The 19,841-nt window shown below is 72.6% G+C and carries 19 protein-coding genes; 8 read left to right on the top strand and 11 right to left on the bottom strand.

What is annotated here, in order from left to right; all coding sequences use genetic code 11:
- Positions 1-156: 156 nt before the first annotated feature.
- Positions 157-1,662 (bottom strand): PLP-dependent aminotransferase family protein, encoded by a 1,506-nt coding sequence (locus ABZY12_RS27325; protein ID WP_356894817.1) that lies wholly within the window; start codon positions 1,660-1,662, stop codon positions 157-159.
- 102 nt (positions 1,663-1,764) lie between these two features.
- Between ABZY12_RS27325 and ABZY12_RS27330 the strand changes: the two genes are divergently transcribed.
- The 4 genes from ABZY12_RS27330 to ABZY12_RS27345 all read left to right on the top strand — a co-directional run bounded on the left by ABZY12_RS27330 (position 1,765) and on the right by ABZY12_RS27345 (position 5,233).
- Positions 1,765-2,442 (top strand): hypothetical protein, encoded by a 678-nt coding sequence (locus tag ABZY12_RS27330; protein ID WP_356894819.1) that lies wholly within the window; start codon positions 1,765-1,767, stop codon positions 2,440-2,442.
- Positions 2,439-3,203 carry a glycerophosphodiester phosphodiesterase gene (locus ABZY12_RS27335; protein ID WP_356894821.1) on the top strand — a complete coding sequence of 255 codons (765 nt, stop codon included), beginning with the start codon at positions 2,439-2,441 and terminating at the stop codon, positions 3,201-3,203. Before ABZY12_RS27330 ends, ABZY12_RS27335 begins: the two co-directional genes overlap by 4 nt.
- A gap of 41 nt (positions 3,204-3,244) precedes the next feature.
- Positions 3,245-4,603, top strand: coding sequence for an MFS transporter (locus ABZY12_RS27340; protein ID WP_356894823.1), 1,359 nt, complete (start codon positions 3,245-3,247; stop codon positions 4,601-4,603).
- A 255-nt stretch (positions 4,604-4,858) separates the two neighbouring features.
- The gene (locus ABZY12_RS27345) at positions 4,859-5,233 is read left to right on the top strand and encodes an RNA polymerase-binding protein RbpA (RefSeq protein WP_026278069.1); all 375 of its coding nucleotides are present in this window, start codon (positions 4,859-4,861) and stop codon (positions 5,231-5,233) included.
- Positions 5,234-5,353: 120 nt separating this feature from the next.
- On the opposite strand, the gene fxsA is transcribed toward ABZY12_RS27345, so the two are convergent.
- The 4 genes from fxsA to ABZY12_RS27365 all read right to left on the bottom strand — a co-directional run bounded on the left by fxsA (position 5,354) and on the right by ABZY12_RS27365 (position 9,378).
- Complete coding sequence (fxsA, locus tag ABZY12_RS27350; protein ID WP_356894825.1) at positions 5,354-5,950, bottom strand: FxsA family membrane protein; 597 nt, start codon at positions 5,948-5,950, stop codon at positions 5,354-5,356.
- 47 nt (positions 5,951-5,997) lie between these two features.
- Positions 5,998-6,777, bottom strand: a complete 780-nt coding sequence (locus ABZY12_RS27355) for a polyprenol monophosphomannose synthase (protein WP_356894827.1) — start codon at positions 6,775-6,777, stop codon at positions 5,998-6,000.
- A 521-nt stretch (positions 6,778-7,298) separates the two neighbouring features.
- On the bottom strand, positions 7,299-8,927 hold the full coding sequence (locus ABZY12_RS27360) for an amidohydrolase (RefSeq protein WP_356894829.1): 1,629 nt from the start codon (positions 8,925-8,927) through the stop codon (positions 7,299-7,301).
- Between the two features lie 10 nt (positions 8,928-8,937).
- On the bottom strand, positions 8,938-9,378 hold the full coding sequence (locus ABZY12_RS27365; protein ID WP_158985307.1) for an Lrp/AsnC family transcriptional regulator: 441 nt from the start codon (positions 9,376-9,378) through the stop codon (positions 8,938-8,940).
- Positions 9,379-9,603: 225 nt separating this feature from the next.
- Between ABZY12_RS27365 and ABZY12_RS27370 the strand changes: the two genes are divergently transcribed.
- Together ABZY12_RS27370 and ABZY12_RS27375 are read left to right on the top strand one after the other, a co-directional pair.
- On the top strand, positions 9,604-9,972 hold the full coding sequence (locus tag ABZY12_RS27370) for a hypothetical protein (RefSeq protein WP_356894832.1): 369 nt from the start codon (positions 9,604-9,606) through the stop codon (positions 9,970-9,972).
- Positions 9,973-10,142: 170 nt separating this feature from the next.
- Positions 10,143-10,439, top strand: a complete 297-nt coding sequence (locus ABZY12_RS27375; RefSeq protein ID WP_356894834.1) for a hypothetical protein — start codon at positions 10,143-10,145, stop codon at positions 10,437-10,439.
- Here ABZY12_RS27375 and ABZY12_RS27380 read toward each other — a convergent pair.
- The 3 genes from ABZY12_RS27380 to ABZY12_RS27390 all read right to left on the bottom strand — a co-directional run bounded on the left by ABZY12_RS27380 (position 10,402) and on the right by ABZY12_RS27390 (position 13,423).
- Positions 10,402-11,574: an acyl-CoA dehydrogenase family protein gene (locus ABZY12_RS27380; protein ID WP_356894836.1), complete on the bottom strand. Its 1,173-nt coding sequence runs from the start codon at positions 11,572-11,574 to the stop codon at positions 10,402-10,404. The genes ABZY12_RS27375 and ABZY12_RS27380 overlap by 38 nt on opposite strands.
- Before the next feature lie 257 nt (positions 11,575-11,831).
- On the bottom strand, positions 11,832-11,978 hold the full coding sequence (locus tag ABZY12_RS27385; RefSeq protein WP_356894838.1) for an SCO1431 family membrane protein: 147 nt from the start codon (positions 11,976-11,978) through the stop codon (positions 11,832-11,834).
- Between the two features lie 74 nt (positions 11,979-12,052).
- Positions 12,053-13,423: a peptidase C39 family protein gene (locus ABZY12_RS27390; protein WP_356894840.1), complete on the bottom strand. Its 1,371-nt coding sequence runs from the start codon at positions 13,421-13,423 to the stop codon at positions 12,053-12,055.
- Between the two features lie 219 nt (positions 13,424-13,642).
- Here ABZY12_RS27390 and ABZY12_RS27395 point away from each other — a divergent pair, with 219 nt between their 5' ends.
- A complete protein-coding gene (locus ABZY12_RS27395) occupies positions 13,643-14,269 on the top strand; it encodes a hypothetical protein (RefSeq protein WP_356894842.1) in 627 nt (208 codons plus the stop codon).
- A 365-nt stretch (positions 14,270-14,634) separates the two neighbouring features.
- Positions 14,635-16,533, top strand: a complete 1,899-nt coding sequence (locus ABZY12_RS27400) for an AAA family ATPase (protein ID WP_356894844.1) — start codon at positions 14,635-14,637, stop codon at positions 16,531-16,533.
- Between the two features lie 107 nt (positions 16,534-16,640).
- Here ABZY12_RS27400 and ABZY12_RS27405 read toward each other — a convergent pair whose 3' ends face one another.
- The 3 genes from ABZY12_RS27405 to ABZY12_RS27415 form a co-directional block, all read right to left on the bottom strand.
- Positions 16,641-17,762 carry a hemolysin family protein gene (locus tag ABZY12_RS27405; protein WP_356894846.1) on the bottom strand — a complete coding sequence of 374 codons (1,122 nt, stop codon included), beginning with the start codon at positions 17,760-17,762 and terminating at the stop codon, positions 16,641-16,643.
- The gene (locus tag ABZY12_RS27410) at positions 17,759-19,099 is read right to left on the bottom strand and encodes a hemolysin family protein (protein WP_356894848.1); all 1,341 of its coding nucleotides are present in this window, start codon (positions 19,097-19,099) and stop codon (positions 17,759-17,761) included. The genes ABZY12_RS27405 and ABZY12_RS27410 overlap by 4 nt, the downstream gene beginning before the upstream one ends.
- Positions 19,100-19,342: 243 nt before the next feature.
- Positions 19,343-19,795: a PH domain-containing protein gene (locus tag ABZY12_RS27415; protein WP_356894850.1), complete on the bottom strand. Its 453-nt coding sequence runs from the start codon at positions 19,793-19,795 to the stop codon at positions 19,343-19,345.
- Positions 19,796-19,841 lie beyond the last annotated feature (46 nt).

The raw sequence follows: 19,841 nt of genomic DNA on the forward strand, positions 1-19,841 counted from the left end.
GCCCCGCCGCCTGATCCGGTGAGACGACACCACCACCACGGAGTGCGCCCGGCGCCTCCCCCCCCCCCCCCCCGCCCCCTCCGCACGCCGAGCGCGCCGCTCAGAGGCGGGGCGGGGGCCGGCCCCGCGCAGGGAGCGCCGGCCGAACGGCCACCCCTACGCCACGAACGTCCTCGGGGGCTCCGCCCCCGTCGCCGCCCCCGCGCCCGATTCCACCAGGCGTGCCGCGGCCGCGAGGCGGGAGGCCGCCTCCTCCGCTACGGGACCGCCGACGGTGAACGGCAGGCGGATGTAGCCCTCGAAGGCGCCGTCCACGCCGAAGCGGGGGCCCGAGGGGACCCGTACGCCGACCCGTTCGCCCGCCTCCGCCAGGCGCGAGCCAGACAGGCCGCCCGTGCGGACCCAGAGCGTCAGGCCGCCGCGCGGGACGTCGAACTCCCACGTCGGCAGTTCGGCCCGCACCGCCGCGACGAGGGCGTCGCGGTTCTCCCGGGCCTGCTCGCGGCGGATGGTGACGGCCTGTTCCCAGCCGCCGGTCCGCATCAGCCAGTTGACGCCGAGCTGTTCGAGGACCGGGGTGCCGAGGTCGGCGTAGGCCCGGGCCGCCACCAGCGAGCGGATGACGTCGGGCGCGGCCCGCACCCAGCCGATCCGCATGCCCGCCCAGAACGCCTTGCTGGCCGAGCCGACCGTGAGGACCGTCGAGCCGGCCGGGTCGAAGGCGCAGACCGGCCGGGGCATCTCCAGGTCGTCCTCCAGGTACAGCTCGGACATGGTCTCGTCGACCACCAGGACCGTGCCGGCCGAGCGGGCCGCGTCCACCAGCTGCCGCCGCTGGTCCTCGTCGGCCAGGGCGCCCGTCGGGTTGTGGAAGTCCGCCACGACGTACGCCAGCCGCGGAGCCGCGTCGCGCAGGACCTGGCGCCACAGGTTCAGGTCCCAGCCGGCCAGGCCCTCGGCCATGGCGACCGGCACCAGGCGGGCCCCCGCCGCCCGCATGAGCTGGAGGATGTTGGCGTAGGACGGCGACTCGACGGCGATCCGCTCGCCGCGCCCGGCGAAGAGGTGGCAGATGGCGTCGATTGCGCCCATCGCGCCGGTCGTCACCATGATCTGCTCGGGCATGGTCGGGATGCCCCGCTCGGTGTACCGGTCGGCGAGCATCTGCCGCAGCGCCGGCAGCCCCGCGGGGTAGTCCCCGTGCGTGTGGGCGTACGGCGCCAGCTCCTCGAGGGCGCCCTGGACGCTGCGCGTCAGCCACGGCTCGGGCGCGGGCAGCGCCGCACAGCCGAGGTCGATCATCGAGCCGAGGGACTCCGGCGGCAGCGGTTCGAGCCCACGCGCGGGCAGCGGGTTCCCGGCGGGTACGGCGGTCCAGCTGCCGGCGCCGCGCCGGGACTCCAGGAATCCCTCGGCGCGCAGCGCCTCGTACGCCGCCGCCACCGTCGTACGGCTCACGGTCAGCGCCAGCGCCAGCTCCCGCTCGGCGGGCAGCCGCGCGGCCACCGGGACCCGGCCCTCCAGCACGAGGAGGCGGATGCCGTCGGCCAGCGCGCGGTAGGCGGGCGGCTTGCGCGTCCCCGGTCCGGCGGGACGGGGCTGCTGCGCCTGAAGCTGACGGGCCAACTGGGCCGGCCCGACCGCCGAAGTCCACTGAGCCATGGAATCCAGTCCACCTTCCTCGAATTGGCCATGGTTGGTATCCGATCCCCCGCCACAGAGTGTCATGGGTCAGTCCACCATCACCTCACAGGGGGCACTCGCTTGTCCATCACGACCTTCGCCACGGGCCTGCGCGGCCGGCACCTCACCCGCCGGCTCGCGCAGCTGTACGCCGGACTGGCTCTGTACGGGATCAGCTCGGCGCTCCTGGTGCGCGGCGGGCTCGGCCTTGAGCCCTGGGGAGTGCTCCACCAGGGCCTCGCGGAGAGGACCGGGCTGACCATCGGAGTGGTGTCGATCGTCGTCGGCGCGATCGTGCTGCTGCTGTGGATCCCTATCCGGCAGAAGCCGGGGCTGGGCACCGTCTCGAACGTCTTCGTGATCGGGGTGGCGATGGACGGCACCCTGGCGCTCGTCCCCGACGTCCACGGCCCGGCGGGGCAGATCCCGCTGATGATCCTCGGCATCGTCCTCAACGGCATGGCGACGGGGCTCTACATCGCCGCCCGCTTCGGCCCCGGTCCGCGTGACGGACTGATGACCGGTCTGCACCGGCTCACCGGCCGTTCGATCCGTCTGGTGCGTACGGCGCTGGAGGTCGCCGTCGTCGCCTCCGGCTTCCTGCTCGGCGGCTCGGTCGGGGTCGGCACGGTGCTGTACGCGCTGTCCATCGGCCCCCTCGCCCAGTTCTTCCTGCGCCGGTTCGCCATCCCCGAGCAGAACGTGAGCAGCACCGTGGTCGCCTCCGGGACACCGGAGCAGGCCATACTGCGGCGGTGACTCGCGTACGCCACCCCTATCTCGACCACCCGTCGCCCATCCCGTTCGCCCACCGCGGCGGCTCGGCGGACGGACTGGAGAACACCGCGGCCGCTTTCCGACGGGCCGCGGCGGCCGGTTACCGCTACTTCGAGACCGATGTGCACACCACCTCGGACGGCGCGTTGGTCGCCTTCCACGACGCGACGCTCGACCGGGTCACGGACGCGACCGGCCGGATCCGCGATCTGCCGTGGGACGCGGTCCGGGAGGCGCGGGTGGCCGGCGAGGAGCCGCTCGCGCTCTTCGAGGAGCTCCTCGACGAGTTCCCCGAGGCCCGCTGGAACGTGGACCTGAAGGCGGAGTCGTCGCTGGCGCCGCTGGTCGACCTGATCGAGCGGACGGGTGCCTGGGACCGGGTGTGCGTGGGCTCCTTCACCGAGGCGCGGGTGGCCAGGGCGCAGCGCCTGGCGGGGCCGCGGCTCGCCACCTCGTACGGAGTGAAGGGCGTGCTCGGGCTGCGGCTGCGGTCCTTCGGCATCCCCGCGGCGCTGCGCGCGGGCGCGGTCGCCGCGCAGGTGCCGGAGAGCCAGGGAGGGATTCCCGTGGTGGACCGGCGTTTCGTCCGGGAGGCGCACGCGCGCGGTCTCCAGGTGCACGTCTGGACCGTCAACGATCCGGAGCGGATGAACTCTCTCCTCGACCTGGGGGTGGATGGCATCATGACCGATCATCTGGAGACGCTGCGCGCGGTGCTCACCGACCGGGGGGCGTGGGTCTGAGCGCGCGTCCCGCCACGGGGACGAACGAGGGGGCCGCGGCCTTGACCGCCAACACTGCCGAGCCGGAGGAGCACACCGCCGATCCCGCCGACCGCAAGCGCGAACAACGCGGCTGGTACTTCTACGACTTCGCCTGCTCGGTCTACTCGACCAGCGTGCTCACCGTGTTCCTCGGCCCCTATCTGACCTCGGTCGCCAAGGCGGCGGCGGACGCGGAGGGCTTCGTCCACCCGCTGGGAATCCCGGTCCGGGCGGGTTCGCTGTTCGCCTACGCCGTCTCCGCCTCGATCGTGGTGGCGGTGTGCGTGATGCCGCTCGTGGGCGCGGCCGCGGACCGTACGGGCCGGAAGAAGCCGCTGCTCGCCGTCTCGGCCTATCTGGGCGCGGCGGCCACCACGGGCATGTTCTTCCTGGACGGCGACCGGTATCTCCTCGGCGCGTTCCTGCTGATCGTCGCGAACGCCTCGCTCGCCGTCTCGATGGTGCTCTACAACGCCTATCTGCCGCAGATCGCCGAGCCGGACGAGCGGGACGCGGTCTCCTCGCGGGGCTGGGCCTTCGGCTATACGTCGGGGGCCCTGGTCCTGGTCCTCAATCTGGTCCTGTACTCGGGTCACGACTCCTTCGGGCTGTCGGAGGGGACGGCGGTACGGATCTGTCTGGCGTCGGCCGGGCTGTGGTGGGGCGCCTTCACCCTGGTACCGCTGCGCAGGCTCCGGGACCGCCGGGTGCGCGACGCCGGTGGCGAGGGGGCCGTCGGCGGTGGCTGGCGGCAGTTGATGGCGACGCTGAGGGACATGCGGCGCCATCCGCTGACGCTCTCGTTCCTGCTGGCGTACCTCGTCTACAACGACGGGGTGCAGACGGTGATCTCGCAGGCGTCGATCTACGGCTCGGAGGAGCTGGGCCTGGAGCAGACGACACTGATCACCGCGGTGCTCCTGGTCCAGGTACTCGCCGTCGCGGGCGCCCTCGGCATGGGGCGGATGGCGCGTTCGTACGGGGCCAAGCGCACGATCCTGGCCTCCCTGGCCGTCTGGACGCTGATCCTGGCGGCCGGGTACTTCCTGCCGGCCGGCGCGCCGGTGGCGTTCTTCTGTCTGGCGGCGGCGATCGGTCTCGTCCTCGGCGGCAGCCAGGCGCTCTCACGCTCGCTCTTCTCCCATCTGGTGCCGCGCGGCAAGGAGGCGGAGTACTTTTCGGCCTACGAGATGAGCGACCGGGGTCTGAGCTGGCTGGGGCCGCTGGTGTTCGGTCTCGCGTATCAGCTGACCGGCAGTTACCGCGATGCCATCATCTCCCTGGTGATCTTCTTCGCGGTAGGTTTCGTCCTGCTCGCGCGGGTACCGGTACGGCGTGCCGTGGCCGCGGCGGGCAACCCGGTTCCGGAGCGGATTTAGACGCGGAAGTGAAAGGCCGGTAGTGTACGCCTTTGGCCTGCCAGGCGGACCGTTACTGCGCGCTGCTTTAGGGAAGACGCTGGGTGACATCTGATGCCAGATGTGACAAATCGGGCACTGGTGGGTAGAACAAGGGGCGGCACGACGGGCGACGCATGACCCGGAACGGGAATCTTTACCGCCGACCGGACGTTGACCGGATGACGACGACAGCGACACCTGTCCTGTGGGCGACAAGCCCGGGAGGCACGATTCATGAGTGAGCGAGCTCTTCGCGGCACGCGCCTCGTGGTGACCAGCTACGAGACCGACCGCGGCATCGATCTGGCCCCGCGCCAGGCCGTGGAGTACGCATGCGAGAAGGGCCATCGTTTTGAGATGCCCTTCTCGGTGGAAGCGGAAATTCCGCCGGAGTGGGAGTGCAAGGTCTGCGGAAGCCAGGCACTTCTGGTGGACGGGGACGGCCCCGAGGAGAAGAAGGGCAAGCCGGCGCGTACGCACTGGGACATGCTGATGGAGCGGCGCACGCGTGAGGAGCTGGAGGAGGTGCTGGCCGAGAGGCTGGCGGTCCTGCGTTCCGGCGCCATGAACATCGCCGTCCATCCGCGGGACAGCCGCAAGTCCGCATAGGCGGACGGCACGGCCTGAAGCGACGCCGCGGGGCCCGGTACACGATCCGTGTACCGGGCCCCGCGGCGTTCTCGCGCTGTCCGGGCTGTCTCCGAGGGCCGGGACCTCTTCGACGGGCTCTCAGGGCGTCAGCGGAGGGCGGGGCCCGTCGGCCCGCCGAGCGTCGCTCCCAGGAGCGCCCTCGCGGATGACCTCACCCTGGACGACCTTGCCGTCCGGGCGGTGAATGCGGGCCTGCTGGAAGGCGTCCTGGAGGCTTCCGGTGGGCGCGACGCTCATCCGGCGCTCCACGGCCTTCTCGGCATACCGCCCGAGCAGCGAGCGGACCGGCGGCGCGAGCAGCAGCAGCCCGGCCACGTCGGAGACGAGCCCCGGCAGCATCAGCAGCAGACCGCCGAGCATCAGGAAGCCGTTGCGGTCCTCCGCGCCGACCCGGTCGGCGGCGGTGGGGGTCTCGCCGGTGCGGGCCGCCGCCTGGGCCCGCTCGAAGGTCTCGGTGAGGTTCTTGAAGGCACGCCGTCCCGCCCGCTTGATCACCACGGCGCCGAGGACGGCGCCGCCGACCAGGAGGCCGAGGACGGTCAGTCCGCCGGCCGCTCCGGCCACCACCGTGAGCAGCCAGGTCTCCAGGACCAGCCAGGCGGCGAGGGCCAACGGGAGGAACGTACGCGCGCGGGAGCGCTTGGGGGCGAGAGGGGGCGGTGCGCCTGTCGTCATGGTCCCCAGTGTGCCTGGCGCCCCGCAGGAACGTCGTAAAGGACGGATCAGTGCGCGGACTTGCGGCCGAGCAGCTTGCCGACCTTGTTCGCGCGGGCCGTCAGGCCCCAGCCGGTGACCCGCCACAGCGCCTCGACGAGGATGTCCTTGCTCATCTTGGAGTCGCCGACCTCGCGCTCCACGAAGGTGATGGGCACCTCGACGACATGGAATCCGGCGGCGACGGCACGGCGGGCCAGGTCGACCTGGAAGCAGTAGCCGGCCGAGGCGACGTCGTCGAGACCCAGGCCCTCCAGGGTCTCCTTGCGGAAGGCGCGGTAGCCGCCGGTGACGTCACGGATCGGGACGTCGAGCATGACGCGGGAGTAGAGGCTGCCGCCCCGGGAGATGAACTCGCGGGACTTGGGCCAGTTCACGATCCGGCCGCCGGGCACCCAGCGGGAGCCGAGGACCAGATCGGCGCCCTTGAGCGCGGTCAGCAGCCGGGGCAGCTCCTCGGGCTGGTGGGAGCCGTCGGCGTCCATCTCGACGAGGACGCCGTAGCCGTTCTCGATCCCCCAGCGGAAGCCGGCGAGGTAGGCGGCGCCGAGGCCCTCCTTGCCCTTGCGGTGCAGGACGTGGACGTGGTCGTCCTCCGCGGCGAGCTCGTCCGCGAACTTGCCCGTTCCGTCGGGGCTGTTGTCGTCGGCCACGAGGACGTGCGCCTCCGGTACGGCTTCCCGTACCCGCGAGACGATCGGCTTGATGTTCTCCGCCTCGTTGTAGGTCGGAATGATCACCAAGGCTCTGCCGAGCGGGCCGTAACGCCTCTGGCCACCGTCGTTCACTGCTGCCCCTTCGGATACATACGCGAGCTCCCACCATAGCGAGCCCCGGTCGCGGCTCCGGCTACCGGACTCGTCGGGGGCGGGGAGCGTCACGCGACGCCACCACGGGACCGCGCTGCGGATCGGGGCCCGGTGTCCTTCGGGCCGACCTGGGACCCGCTGGCTGCGGGTCGACCGAGAGCCGTTGTCTACTGAACGTCCGGGCCCCACCCGGATCCCACCCTCCGCCGGAAAAAACCTTCCCTCGCCCCCGAGGCGCGGGCGCTGAACCTGGTTCGCGGTGCTGGTGAGCCGGTGCGGCACACCATCCCCTGACCCAGCGGCGTTCGACGACTGCGTGGAGGTTCGAAACCGGTCGGATGTCCTGTGGTGGACCCGCCGAACCTACCCGCCGGTGGCGGTTGGCTGTCAATACTCGTTTGACCTGCGGGAACGCCGGATACCGCCAGGTCAGCGGGGAAGATCCGCAGGTCGTGGACGAGCGGGAGGATCATCGATCGGTGGTACGGAATATCCCTGCGTCACTCGTTCGGCCGCTCGAAGACCGTTTGCCCCAGGACCACCGTCCGCAGGCAGACGGGGAGCTCGCCGCCGGGGGTCAGATCGGGCAGTCCGGGCGTGCCGGAGCGCGGGTCGGTCGACCAGCGGGCCACCCGGTCGTCGGGGGCCTGGACCACGAGTTCGCCGGTGCGCCAGACCGCGTAGTCGGCGGGGGCGCCGGGGACGAGGGTGCCGGCGTCGTCGCGGCCGACGGCCCGCCAGCCGCCCCGGGTGTGGGCGGTGAAGGCGGCCCGGACGGAGATCCGGTGCTCGGGGGTGCGGTGGAAGGCGGCGGCCCGGACGGTGCCCCAGGGATCCAGCGGGGTGACCGGACTGTCCGAGCCGAAGGCCAGCGGCACCCCGGACCGGAGCATGGCGGCGTACGGGTTGAGGGTGCGGGCCCGCTCGGCGCCGAGGCGTTCGGCGTACATGCCCCGCTCGCCGCCCCAGGCCGCGTCGAAGGCGGGCTGCACCGAGGCGGTGAGACCGAGTTCGGCGAAGGCGGCGATCGTCTCGGGCGTGAGCATCTCGGCGTGCTCGACGCGGTGCCGGGCCGCGCGGATCCTGCCGAGGCCGAGCTTCTCGGACGCGGCGCGCACACCGTCGACGACGGCCGTCAGGGCGGCGTCGCCGATGGCGTGGAAACCGGCCTGGAGCCCCGCCTCGGTACAGGCGACGACATGGGCGGCGACCGTCGCCGCGTCCAGGTGGGCGACCCCGGTGTGCGCGGCGGCCAGGTCGGCGTAGGGGTCGTGGAGGCAGGCGGTGTGGGAGCCGAGGGAGCCGTCGGCGAACAGGTCGCCGGCCGCGCCGACGGCGCCGAGGGCGCGGGCCCGTTCGATGTCGAGGTCGGCCCAGTAGCCGACGACGCGCGGACCCGCTTCCTCACGGGCGAGGTCGAGCAGTCCGGTGAAGTCGTCCTCGGAGGAGATCTCGGGGCCGCCGCACTCGTGGAGGGTGCCGATGCCGAGCGATGCGGCGCGGGCGCGGGCCGCTCGCTGGGCCTCGGTGCGCTGCCCCGGGGAGACGGCGGCGTAGGCGGCGGCGCGGACGGCGTGGTGCGCGTCGCCGGTCAGCGGTTCGTCCGCGCGGAAGCCGGTGAGCGCGCGGATGCCGGGCACGAGGTCGAGCAGCGCGGTGGTGACGACGGCCGAGTGGACGTCGATACGAGTGAGGTAGAGGGGGCGGCCGCCGGTGAGCTCGTCCAGTTCCTCACGGCGCGGCGCACGGCGCTCGGGCCAGCGGGCGGCGTCCCACCCGTGCCCGATCAGGATCCGGTCGTCGGGGCGGGCGACGGCGTGGGCGCGGATCATCTCCGCCGCCTCGGCGAGCGAGGCGGCGGCGGAGAGGTCGAGGCCGGTCAGCGCGAGACCGGTGGCGGTGGTGTGCACGTGCGCGTCGACGAACGCGGGCGTGACCAGGGCGCCTTCGAGGTCGATCACCTCGTCGACGCCGGAGGCGAAGGCGTCGGCCGCGCCCTCCGAGCCCACCCAGGCGACGTGGCCACGCTCGACCACCATGGCGGTGGCGAAGGGGTCGGCGGGGCTGTGCACTTCTCCACCGCGCAGCAGCACGGTGCGGTGTTCGGTCTTCGACAGGCTCTCGGTCATGGTGACCAGGTTAGATACGTGGCGGCCTGGCTTCGTACGGGGTGGACAGGACGACCGTCGTACGGCTGGAGACGCCGGCCTGGGAGCGGATGCGGCTGAGCAGGTGCTCCAGCTCCAGGGGGGTGGCGACGCGCACCTTGAGGATGTAGTTCTCCTCGCCCGCGACGCTGTGACAGGCCTCGATCTCGGGGATGTCGGCGAGCCGGTCCGGGGTGTCGTCGGGGGCGCTGGGATCGAAGGGTTTCACCGAGATGAAGGCGGTCAGCGGCAGACCGACGGCCTCCGGGTCGACGACGGCGGCATAGCCGCGGATGACCCCGCGCTGCTCCAGGCGGCGGACGCGCTGATGTACGGCCGAGGTGGACAGGCCCGTGGCCTTGCCCAGGTCGGTGTAGCTCATGCGCCCGTCCCTGACGAGCAACTCCACGATCTGACGATCCAGCTCCTCCATGCGGTCAACCTATTGCCCCGGGAGGTCATCGGCACAGTCGCCGGTCGGCGGTATGAGCGGCTATGGCCATCCGCGCGGCACCTGCGACAGGCATGTGACGAACGCCACAGGTTTGCGGACCGGCTCGGACCGGCCCTCACGATTATGCGGCGGGCCGTATGGGAATTGCTTGCTGTGGTCGAGGCCATACGTACTTGGTCGACCCACCCGAGGGGGAGATTCTCCATGCAGGAGCCTGTTGATTCGGTCGAGACGCCCGACGAGCTCGACGCGTACGACACCTTTGAGATGTACCGGGTCATCTGCCCGGACTGTGTGCAGCCGATCGCGCTGCTCGCGGACGAGGACGAGCTGCCGGAGCACGCGCTGTGCCCGACTCCGTGGAACCCGTTCGTCCTCACGGTCTGCCCCGGCACCGGCCGTGCCGCGTCCGAGGCGCGCCCCGCCGACGAGACCCTGGAGGTCCTGGAGCAGGACACCGCGCTGCTGCTGACGCTCCCTCAGGGGCTCGACTGGCGGACGCAGCCCTTCTCGCACGTCGGCGGTCCCGGCTCGCGTCCGATCAAGGCGTCGCAGATGCGGCGCGCGGCCTGAGAGTTCTGTCTTCCTGGTCACCGAACGTGAGTTGACCGTGCGTCATGAGTTTTCGCGGGGCCAGAGCCTGGCGCGGCCGACCTCATTCGGGAAACGCCGGGTAATCCCCGAACTGCCGCTCGAATCGGTCCGGCGGTGACCCCGGCCGGACCGGTCGCGTTGGGCCGGTCATGACGTCTGTGCACACCGCCCCGAGCACCTACGGAAGACGGCGGCTCGCCGAGCCGCGCCTTGAAGAATCGGTTCCGCGCGCGGCTCCGCACGTGGTTCCCCACCCGGGTCCGCACCTCACCGACCCGCCGATCTACCAGGCGCTGCTCCGCCAGTGGGCCAGTCACGGCCGGACCCTCCCGGGCCGCAACGACCAGGAGTGGAACCGGCTGGCAGCCGCGCCGGTCTGGGCCGACCGCACGGTGCGCGTGAGCGGTGTCAGCGGGACTCTGGTCCGACAAGGTGACGCGCGATGACCATCCGCTGGATCTGATTGGTCCCCTCGACGATCTGCAGCATCTTCGCCTCCCGCATGTAGCGCTCCACCGGGAAGTCCGCGGTGTAGCCGTAGCCGCCGAGGACCTGGACCGCGTCCGTGCTGATGCCCATCGCCGCGTCCGTGCAGAACAGCTTCGCCATCGCGGCCTGCCGTCCGAACGGCCGGCCCTCGTCGCGCAGCCGCGCCGCCTCCAGGTACAGCGCCCGGCCCGCCTCGATCCGGGTCGCCATGTCGGCGAGCAGGAAGCGGAGCCCCTGGAAGTCGGCGATCGGCCGGCCGAACTGCCGTCGCTCACGGGCGTACGCGACGGCCTCGTCGAGCGCCGCCTGGGCGAGCCCCACCGCACAGGCCGCGATCCCGAGACGGCCGGAATCCAGGGCGGACAGCGCGATGGCGAACCCCTGCCCCTCCTCGCCGATCCGGCGCGCGTCGGGGATCCGCACCCCGTCGAAGTGCAGCTGGGCGGTGGGCGAGCCCTTCATGCCCATCTTCCGTTCGGGCGCCGCGGCGCTCAGCCCCTCGGCGTCCCCGGGCACCAGGAACGCCGTGATGCCCTTGGGCCCCTCGCCTCCGGTGCGGGCCATGACCGTGCAGAAGTCGGCGATCCCGCCATGGGTGATCCACGCCTTGGTGCCGGTGAGCACCCATGCGTCGCCGTCCCGGACCGCCTTCGTCCGCAGCGAGGCCGCGTCGGAGCCGGAGGCCGGTTCCGAGAGGCAGTACGCGCCGAGGAGGCCGCCGCCGAGCATGGCGGGCAGATGGGCGGCCCGCTGCTCCTTCGTACCGAAACCGGCGAGGGCGTGGCAGGACAGGGTGTGGACGCTGACGCCGAGGCCGACGGTGAGCCGGGCGGCGGCGAGTTCCTCGAGAACCTGGAGGTAGACGGCGTAGGGCTGGTCGCCGCCGCCGTACTCCGAGTCGTAGGGAAGGCCGAGCAGCCCGGAGGCGGAGAGCAGCGAGAAGAGCTCACGGGGGAAGTGGCCCGCGTGCTCCTCCTCGGCGGCGCGGGGCGCGATCTCCCGCTCGGCGATCTCACGGACCAGGGCGAGCAGATCCCCGGCCTCCTCCGTGGGCAGCCTGCGGTCCACCGTCTGCGGGGCGCGGTCGGGCATGGCGGCGCACTCCTCCCTGTCGGGGGCTGCGGCGGCGCGGGCCAGGGTCGGGCGACGCACTGCCGTCGGTCGGTCTGCGCCGATGCTCCCCCGGGCGGATCACGCGAGGGGGCGCCCGGCGCCCGTGGCGGAGGGAGTATGCCCATTCGGCGGGCCCGGGTCACACGACCGGGGCCCGCACCGTCCACGCCCTTCCCGCTCCCGTCGACCCGGTCGGACGCCGTCGCCCGTCCCTGCCGCCGGGCCTGAGGAGACCGTCACATCAGCCCGACCTGCGTGACGAACATGGCGAGCACGACGACCAGGGTCCAGCCCAGGATGTGCTCGAGCAGTTTGGGTCCGTTGTCCTCGGGGCCGCCGGTACGGGCGCGGGTGCGGGCGGCGGAGTGGGTGGTGGCGGTCATGGCCACCACCGTGCCGGCGACGGCGGCCCCGGGGTAGAGACGTTCATCACGGCCCCCGGGGCCGAAGACGCCGGTCAGCGGATGCCGACCGCCGCCAATGCCTTGCGCTGGGCGGGGGTCGGGCGGTCCGGGAAGTAGAGGTAACACACCCCTCCTGTGCCGGAGACCACTTTGCCGCTCGCGTTGTAGCGCTTGGTCCGGAGCCAGATGTTCTCCCACTCGCGCCGCCGGTAGACGCGGCGCACGGCCTCGTTGCCGGGTGAGGCGGGGTCGTTGGCGATCACGTCGCCGTCCGCGGTGAAGCCGATGACGGTCATGAGGTGGCCGGCGGTGCCGTACCCGGCTCCGGTCAGCTCCTCCTTGCGGAAGGACTGCGAGGTGATGGCCGGGATGCCCGCCCGGATCAGGGTCTCCAGATCGGTGAGCGAGCGCAGCCGGGTGACCACGGCGTTCATGTCCGGGTAGGTGGCGGCGTAGGCGGCGTTGAAGGGCCAGTTGCCGCACCCCTCGTACTGGTAGTCGAAGGTGAAGCGGGCCGCGTGGCAGACCTGGGGGTCGGCGAAGGCCGGGTTCACCCAGGCCAGGTCCTCCGCGCTCGGGCGGCGCCCCCAGTACTCGACGATCATCTGCGAGGACGTCGGGCTGCACCATGCCTCGCCGCCGTTGTCGTACTCCGGGTACTGGCCGACGTGGGTGTTCTGGGAGTAGCGCGGGACGGCCAGCTCGCGGACGAGTCCGGGCACGGAGGCGGGGACGGTGAACCGGTCCGGGATGTCGGACGCCATCGCGCCGAGCCGCCACACCGTGGGGGTGGACGTGGTGCCAGGGGTCCGGTGGAGCGTCAGCCTGAGCTGGTACGAGGCCAGGCGCAGCCCGCTCGCGGCGTCGTCCACGGCGAAGGTGTCGGTCCAGACGGAGCTCCTGCCGTCGCTCTGGTCGTCGACCGAGGTGCGCCGGATGTCGCCGTCCCCGTCTCCTGAGGCCCAACGGCCCATCACGAACCAGGGGGTGGCCGTGGCGTCGTTGTACATGCCGCGCAGCTCGATCTGGATCCAGGTGCCGGGCGGGGTGTCGGCGTTCCAGGAGGCGATGACCTCGGTGGCGGGGACGGTGGAGGTGTGGACCGGGGAGGTCCAGCTCGCGTACTCCCAGGCGGAGGTCCGGCCGGTGTGCGGGTCGGTGTAGTCGGTGCGGCCGGCGGGCGCCGCGATCACCAGGCCGGGGCGGTGGCCGGCGACGGGCCGGGTGCCCACGGCGCTGCCGGAGCGCCAGTCGGTGTACGAGGTCCAGAAACGGTTGTCCACGAGTGCGGGCGCGAGGGCGTGGGCCGTGTCCGGGTTGTCGCGGACCAGGGCGGCCGCCGGTGCCGCGGAGGCCGCGGCCGTACCGGCGGCGGCCGCGAGGGCCGCGGCGAGAACGGTTCTGCGCGGGGTGGAGCTGGTCATGGGCGGTGACCCCCAGTCGAGAGCGGTGGTGGCGAACGAACGGGGCTGCGGGTGCGCGGGCCGGGTGGTGCCGTGCGGGTGCGCGCGGGGACCACTATCGCGGCTCGTGAAGCGCTTCTGCCAGCGATTCGCCCCGCGTCGACCGACCAATATTGGTCGAGACCGGTGACGGGGGCAGGCGCTTGACCTGCGGCTACCGAGACGACCTAGGCTGACGTCATGCACTCCCTCGACCGCGCCGCCTCCGAGCTGCGCCGCCTGCCGCCGTCCTGCGGGCCGGTGCGGCTGATCGCGGTCGACGGGCACGCGGGCTCCGGCAAGTCGACCTTCGCCGGCCGGCTCGCCGCGCGGCTGACGGCGCCCGTCCTGCACCTCGACGACCTCGCCACGCACGAGGAGCTCTTCGCCTGGACGGAGCGGATGCGGGACCAGGTGATCGAGCCGCTCTCGCGGGGTGAAGCCGCGCTGTATCACCCGTACGACTGGAATCTGCGGGCCTTCGGTCCGCCGCGCGCACTGCCCCCGGCGCCGGTCGTCCTCATCGAGGGCGTCGGAGCGGGCCGGCGCGCGCTGCGGCCGTGTCTCGCCGCGCTGCTGTGGATGGACCGGGGGCCCGAGGAGTCCTGGTCGCGGGGCCGGCACCGGGACGGACCGGCCCTGTCGGCCTTCTGGGACGGCTGGACGGTGGCGGAGACTCGCCATTTCGACGAGGACCCTTCGCGGCCCTTCGCCGACACCTTGGTACGGGAGTGTCAGGAGGGTTATGAATGGCTTCCTGGGCCCTCAGTGACAGCAGGCCCGAACCAGATCATCACGCACCGTGACCGCGCTCGGTCGGTGAACTGAGTAGCCGGAAACCGGCTTCCGCAAGTGCCTCAACTCGGCTTGACCCCAGGGGCGTACAGGTCTTACGTTCTCAATGTGCGGCTTTTCGGAGCCGCCGCGGACACGAAGCCCCCGGTTGTTCCCCCGTGATCGGGGGCTTCGTTCTGCCCTGATCATCCCGTTCTCCGGTCGGCCGTCAAGGCGCTGTGCTCACCCAGGGTCACCGCCACCGGATCATGCGCTTCTCCTACGTCGCGCCCCCTCTGCGCAGGTACGATGCCCCTCGGTGCGGTCAAATCCCGTCCGCGAGAAGGCGGTTGTGTACGGCTTCCGGCGGGCGTCCGCCCGCCGGGACGGCAACGGGGGCACGTGTTGTGGGGGACCCGATGGACATCGGCACTCAGGGCGGACAGGCCCCGGCCGAGCTCGCCTGGCTGCGCGGAGTCGACGCCTACACGATGGGCGCCTATCCGCAGGCGGAGGAAGAATTCCGGACGGCGGTACGCATCGATCCCGGGATGGCGGACGGCTGGCTCGGGCTGCACGCGCTGCGGGTGGACACCACCACGGCGCTGCTGCGGATGTACCGCAACCGCGACCGGTTCGGCGAACAGCGGGCCCGCCACCGCCGCACCCTGAACTCCTGGTACTGGCTGGGCTGGTGGGTGCAGCCCGTCCTGGAGACCCCGCGGGACCTGCTCCTCGCCCACGCCTCGCACTGGCTGGACGGACGCCATGTGCCCGAGCTGGACCGGGCGCTCGCGGGCCTTCCCCCGGTCGACACCGATCCCCAGGTGCGTTTTCTGCACGCCTGCCGGTCCTACCTGGTCAAGGACTGGGACCAGTTGGTCCGGCACACCGAGACGCTGGTGGACGATCCGCTGCTCGGGATCGAGGCGGGTCTCTTCGGCGGGATGGCCCGGGTCCGTCTGGAGATGTACAGCCAGGCCGAACCGCTGCTCTCGGCGGCCCTGATGCGCTGCCGCAGCGAGCAGCCGCAGCGCAAGGAGCTGCGCTACTGGCTGGCCAGGGCGCACGAGGGAACCGGGCGCAGCGCCGCCGCGCTTCCGCTCTACCGGGCGGTGCACCGCATCGACCCGGCGTTCATGGACACGGCCGCCCGCCTGGCGGCGATCACCGAGTACGACGGCTTCGAGGGGACGGACGACCCCGCCGGGCTGGCCTCGGTCACCCTCGGCGGTCTCGGCCAGGACGCGGCGGGCGGGACCCAGGGCGATCCCGAGAACCCGGTGACCGACGGCGTGCGGCTGGACACGGAGCCCCCGCCGCCCGCCGCTCCGGTCGGCCCGCCCGAGCCGCCCGACGTCGTACGGCAGAAGGCGTCGCTCCCGCCTCAGCCGGCGCCCCCACGGTTCCCCGCCAGCCCGACCGACCCGGCCCTGCTCGCCGAGGCGCTCGCCGAGCTGGAGCGCATGGTCGGGATGGAGCCGGTGAAGCGGCAGGTCAAGGCGTTGTCGGCGCAGCTGGAGATGGCCCGGCTACGAGCCGGGCAGGGCCTGCCCGTACAGCCGCCGAAACGTCACTTTGTCTTCTCCGGCCCCTCCGGCACCGGGAAGACCACCGTCGCCCGGATCCTGGGCCGGGTCTTCTACGCCCTCGGCCTGCTCGGCGGCGATCACCTCGTGGAGGCCCAGCGGGCGGACCTCGTCGGGGAGTTCCTCGGACAGACCGCGGTCAAGGCGAACGAGCTGATCGACTCGGCGGTCGGCGGGGTCCTCTTCGTCGACGAGGCGTACTCGCTCTCCAACACCGGCTACAGCAAGGGCGACGCGTACGGCGACGAGGCGCTTCAGGTGCTGCTGAAGCGGGCGGAGGACAACCGGGACCACCTGGTGGTGATCCTGGCCGGTTACCCCGAGGGCATGGACCGGCTGCTCGCCACCAACCCCGGGCTCTCCTCCCGCTTCACGACCCGGGTGGACTTCCCCTCGTACCGCCCCCTGGAACTCACCGCGATCGGCGAGGTCCTGGCGGCGGCGAACGGGGACGGCTGGGACGAGGAGGCGCTGGACGAGCTGCGCTCGATCAGCGGCCATGTCGTCGACCAGGGCTGGATCGACGAGCTGGGCAACGGCCGCTTCCTGCGGACGCTGTACGAGAAGTCCTGCGCCTACCGCGACCTCCGTCTCTCCGGCTACCCCGGCACCCCGACCCGCGAGGACCTGGCCACGCTCCGGCTGGCCGACCTGATGCAGGCGTACGGCGAGGTCCTCTCGGGCCGCGGCCCCTCGGGGCGGGGCTCCCAGGAGCCACCGGGCCTGTGACACGGCCGCGGGGCCGGCGCCCTGGCCCCGCCGGGCCGGTGACACGGCCGCGGGGCGGGCACCCTGGCCCCGCCCAGCCGCGCCCAGACCCTCCCGGGTCAGGCGGCTCAGCCGGCCAGCACCCCCGCCGGTTGCTCGGGTCGGGGATCCGTGGCCGGCCGGGCCGCGGGCGCACGGCGCGCGGGGTCGGCGGGTGCGGGGGCGGGCGCGCGGTGGGACGGGTCGCGGACCTCGCCGACCAGCATCTCCAGGACGTCCTCCAGGGCGACCAGGCCGAGAACGCGGCCCGAGCCGTCCGCCACCTGGGCGAGATGGGTCGCCGCCCGGCGCATCACGGTCAGGGCGTCGTCGAGCGGCAGCTCGGCGCGGAGCGTCGCCATGGGGCGCCAGATGTGCTGCGGCACCGCCCGCTCGCGCTCCTCCAGGTCCAGGACGTCCTTGACGTGCACGAACCCCATGTACGTCCCGCGCCCCTCGGCGCACACCGGGAACCGCGAGTAGCCGGTGCGGACGGTCAGCTCCTCGATCTCGCGCGGGGTGACGGCCGGGGTGACCGTCACCAGCGCCGCCGGGCCTATGAGCACGTCCGTCACCGGGCGGCTGCCCAGTTCGAGGGCGTCCTCCAGGCGCTCCTGTTCGCCCGGGTCGAGCAGTCCGGCCTGACCGGCGTCCTCCACCAGGCGTCCGAGCTGGACGCTGGTGAAGACCGCCTCCACCTCGTCCTTGGGCTCCACCTTGAAGGCGCGCAGCACCAGCCGGGAGCAGGCGCCCAGCGCGGTGGTCACCGGCCGGCAGATCCGGGCGAACCCGACCAGGGCGGGGCCGAGCCAGAGCGCCGTCCGCTCCGGGGCCGCCATCGCGAGGTTCTTCGGCACCATCTCGCCGATGACGAGATGGAGGAAGACGACCACGGCGAGAGCCACGACGTACCCGAGCGGATGGATCAGGCCCTCCGGCACCCGTACGGCGTGGAAGACCGGTTCGAGGAGACGTGCCACCGTCGGCTCGGCGACCGCGCCGAGCGTCAACGAGCAGACGGTGATGCCGAACTGTGCCGCCGCCATCATCTGCGGCAGATTCTCCAGGCCGTACAGCACCTGGCGGGCCCGGGTGCCGTCGAGCGGCTCGATCTGGCTGCGGCGTACCGAGACCAGCGCGAACTCGGCGCCGACGAAGAAGCCGTTGGCCACCACGAGAAGGACGGCGAACAGCAGAGGGAGCAGGCTCATCGGACCGCCTCCGGCACCAGGGGCAGCTCGGCCGTCCGCACGATCCGTACGCGCTCGGCGCGATAGCGGTCCACCTGCCGTACGGAGAGCCGCCAGCCGGGCAGTTCGGCCCGGTCCCCGGGCGCCGGGATGCGGCCCAGGAGGTCGGCGACGAGCCCGGCGACCGTCTCGTACGGACCGTCGGGCACGTCGAGTCCTATCCGGTGCAGGGTGTGCACCCGGCAGGAGCCGTCGGCGTCCCAGGCGGGATTGCCGTCCTCGGCGGTGACGGCGGCCAGCTCGGGCCGCTCGTCGGCGGCGGTGTCGTGCTCGTCGCGGACCTCGCCGACGAGCTCCTCCACCATGTCCTCCAGGGTGACGACCCCGGCGGTGCCGCCGTACTCGTCGACGACGACGGCGATCGGCTGCTCGCGGCGCAGCCGCTCCAGGAGCGCCTGTGCCGGCAGCGTCTCGGGCACGAGCAGCGGCGGGACGGCGATCCGGCCGACGGGGGTGCGCAGCCGCTCGTGCGGGGGCACGGCGAGCGCGTCCTTGAGATGGACCATGCCGACGATCTCGTCGATGCGTTCGCGGTACACCGGGAAACGGGAAAGGCCGGTCGCCCGGGTGAGGTTGAGGACGTCGGCCGCGGTGGCGTCGGTCTGTAGGGCGCTCACCTTCACCCGAGGGGTCATGACGTGCTGCGCGGTGAGCCCGCCCAGCGTCAGGGTGCGGACGAACAGGTCGGCCGTGTCCTGTTCCAGCGCGCCCGCCCGGGCCGAGTGCCGGGCCAGGGCGACCAGCTCACCGGGGGTACGGACGGAGTCCAGTTCCTCGGTGGGCTCCACGCCCAGGAGCCGGACCAGCCGGTTGGCGACCCGGTTGAGCAGGGCGATGACCGGCCGGAAGACGGACGAGAAGAGGTGCTGCGGGCCGGCCACGAAGCGGGCGACCTGGAGCGGCCGGGAGACCGCCCAGTTCTTGGGCACGAGTTCGCCGACCACCATCTGGACGGCGGAGGCGAGCAGCATCCCGATCACGACCGACACCCCGGGGACGACGCTCTCGGGCAGTCCGGTCCAGGTCAGGGGCGGGCCGAGGAGCCGGGCGAGCGCGGGCTCGGCGAGCATGCCGACGACGAGCGAGGTGAGGGTGATGCCGAGCTGGGTGCCGGAGAGCTGGAAGGACAGCTCGCGCAGCGCCTTGACCACCGTACGGGCGCGTCGGTCGCCGGCGGCCGCGGCCCGTTCGGCGTCGGCGCGTTCCACGGTGACGAGGCCGAACTCGGCCGCCACGAAGAAGCCGTTGGCGAGGATCAGGAGAAAGGCCGCGGCGAGCAGCAGAAGCGGGATGATCATGCCGCCGCCTCCGTGGAGGGGGCGGCGCGGGTACTACCGGACGATCCGTCCATTGCTGGAGGGAGTCACTCCTCGGGTCGCAGGGTGGGGCCCCGCGGGCCGCGGCAGCGGCCCTGCACATGCGAGGCGGTGGTGCCGCTCGGCACCACCGCCTCCAGAGTAATCACGCCGACCGGGCGCAGGGCAGGGGGTCGGCCCCGTATGGGCGACGTACGGGCGTCGTTCGGCGGGTGTACGTTCGGCTCAGCAGGCGTCCGGCCCGGTGCCGCGCGCCTCGGCGAGGGCGCGCAGGGCGCGGGCGTCACGGATGGCCCGCTGCTTGGCGATTCCGGGCTGGATGCCGAGCGCGGGCATGCTGGTGCCGTCGCTCAGGTCGAGGAAGACCCAGGGGTCGCCCGGCCGCAGGTTGACCCGCAGGATCTCGGCCCACGCCAGTCGGCGTGTCCGGGTGATGTTGACGACGGTGACGCCGTCGTCGTCGGCGACGACCTTGGGGCGGCTGAGCAGCGCGAGGACGCCGAGGAAGAGGGCCGCGACGAAGATGAAGCTGGCCCGCTCCCCCGGGCCGAGCTTCTCCAGCATCAGCGCGACGGCGGTGATGACGGCGAACATCACCGCCCCCACGGTCAGCAGGACCGCGCGGGTGCGGCCCGGCCTGAAGGTGACCGGGAGGGTGGGCGTCGGTGACTCGGACATCGCGGTTCCTTCGTGCCTCATGCCTGGTGCCTCATGCCTGGGGCGT

This window comes from Streptomyces sp. NPDC006551 (assembly GCF_040611675.1).
GTDB lineage: Bacteria > Actinomycetota > Actinomycetes > Streptomycetales > Streptomycetaceae > Streptomyces.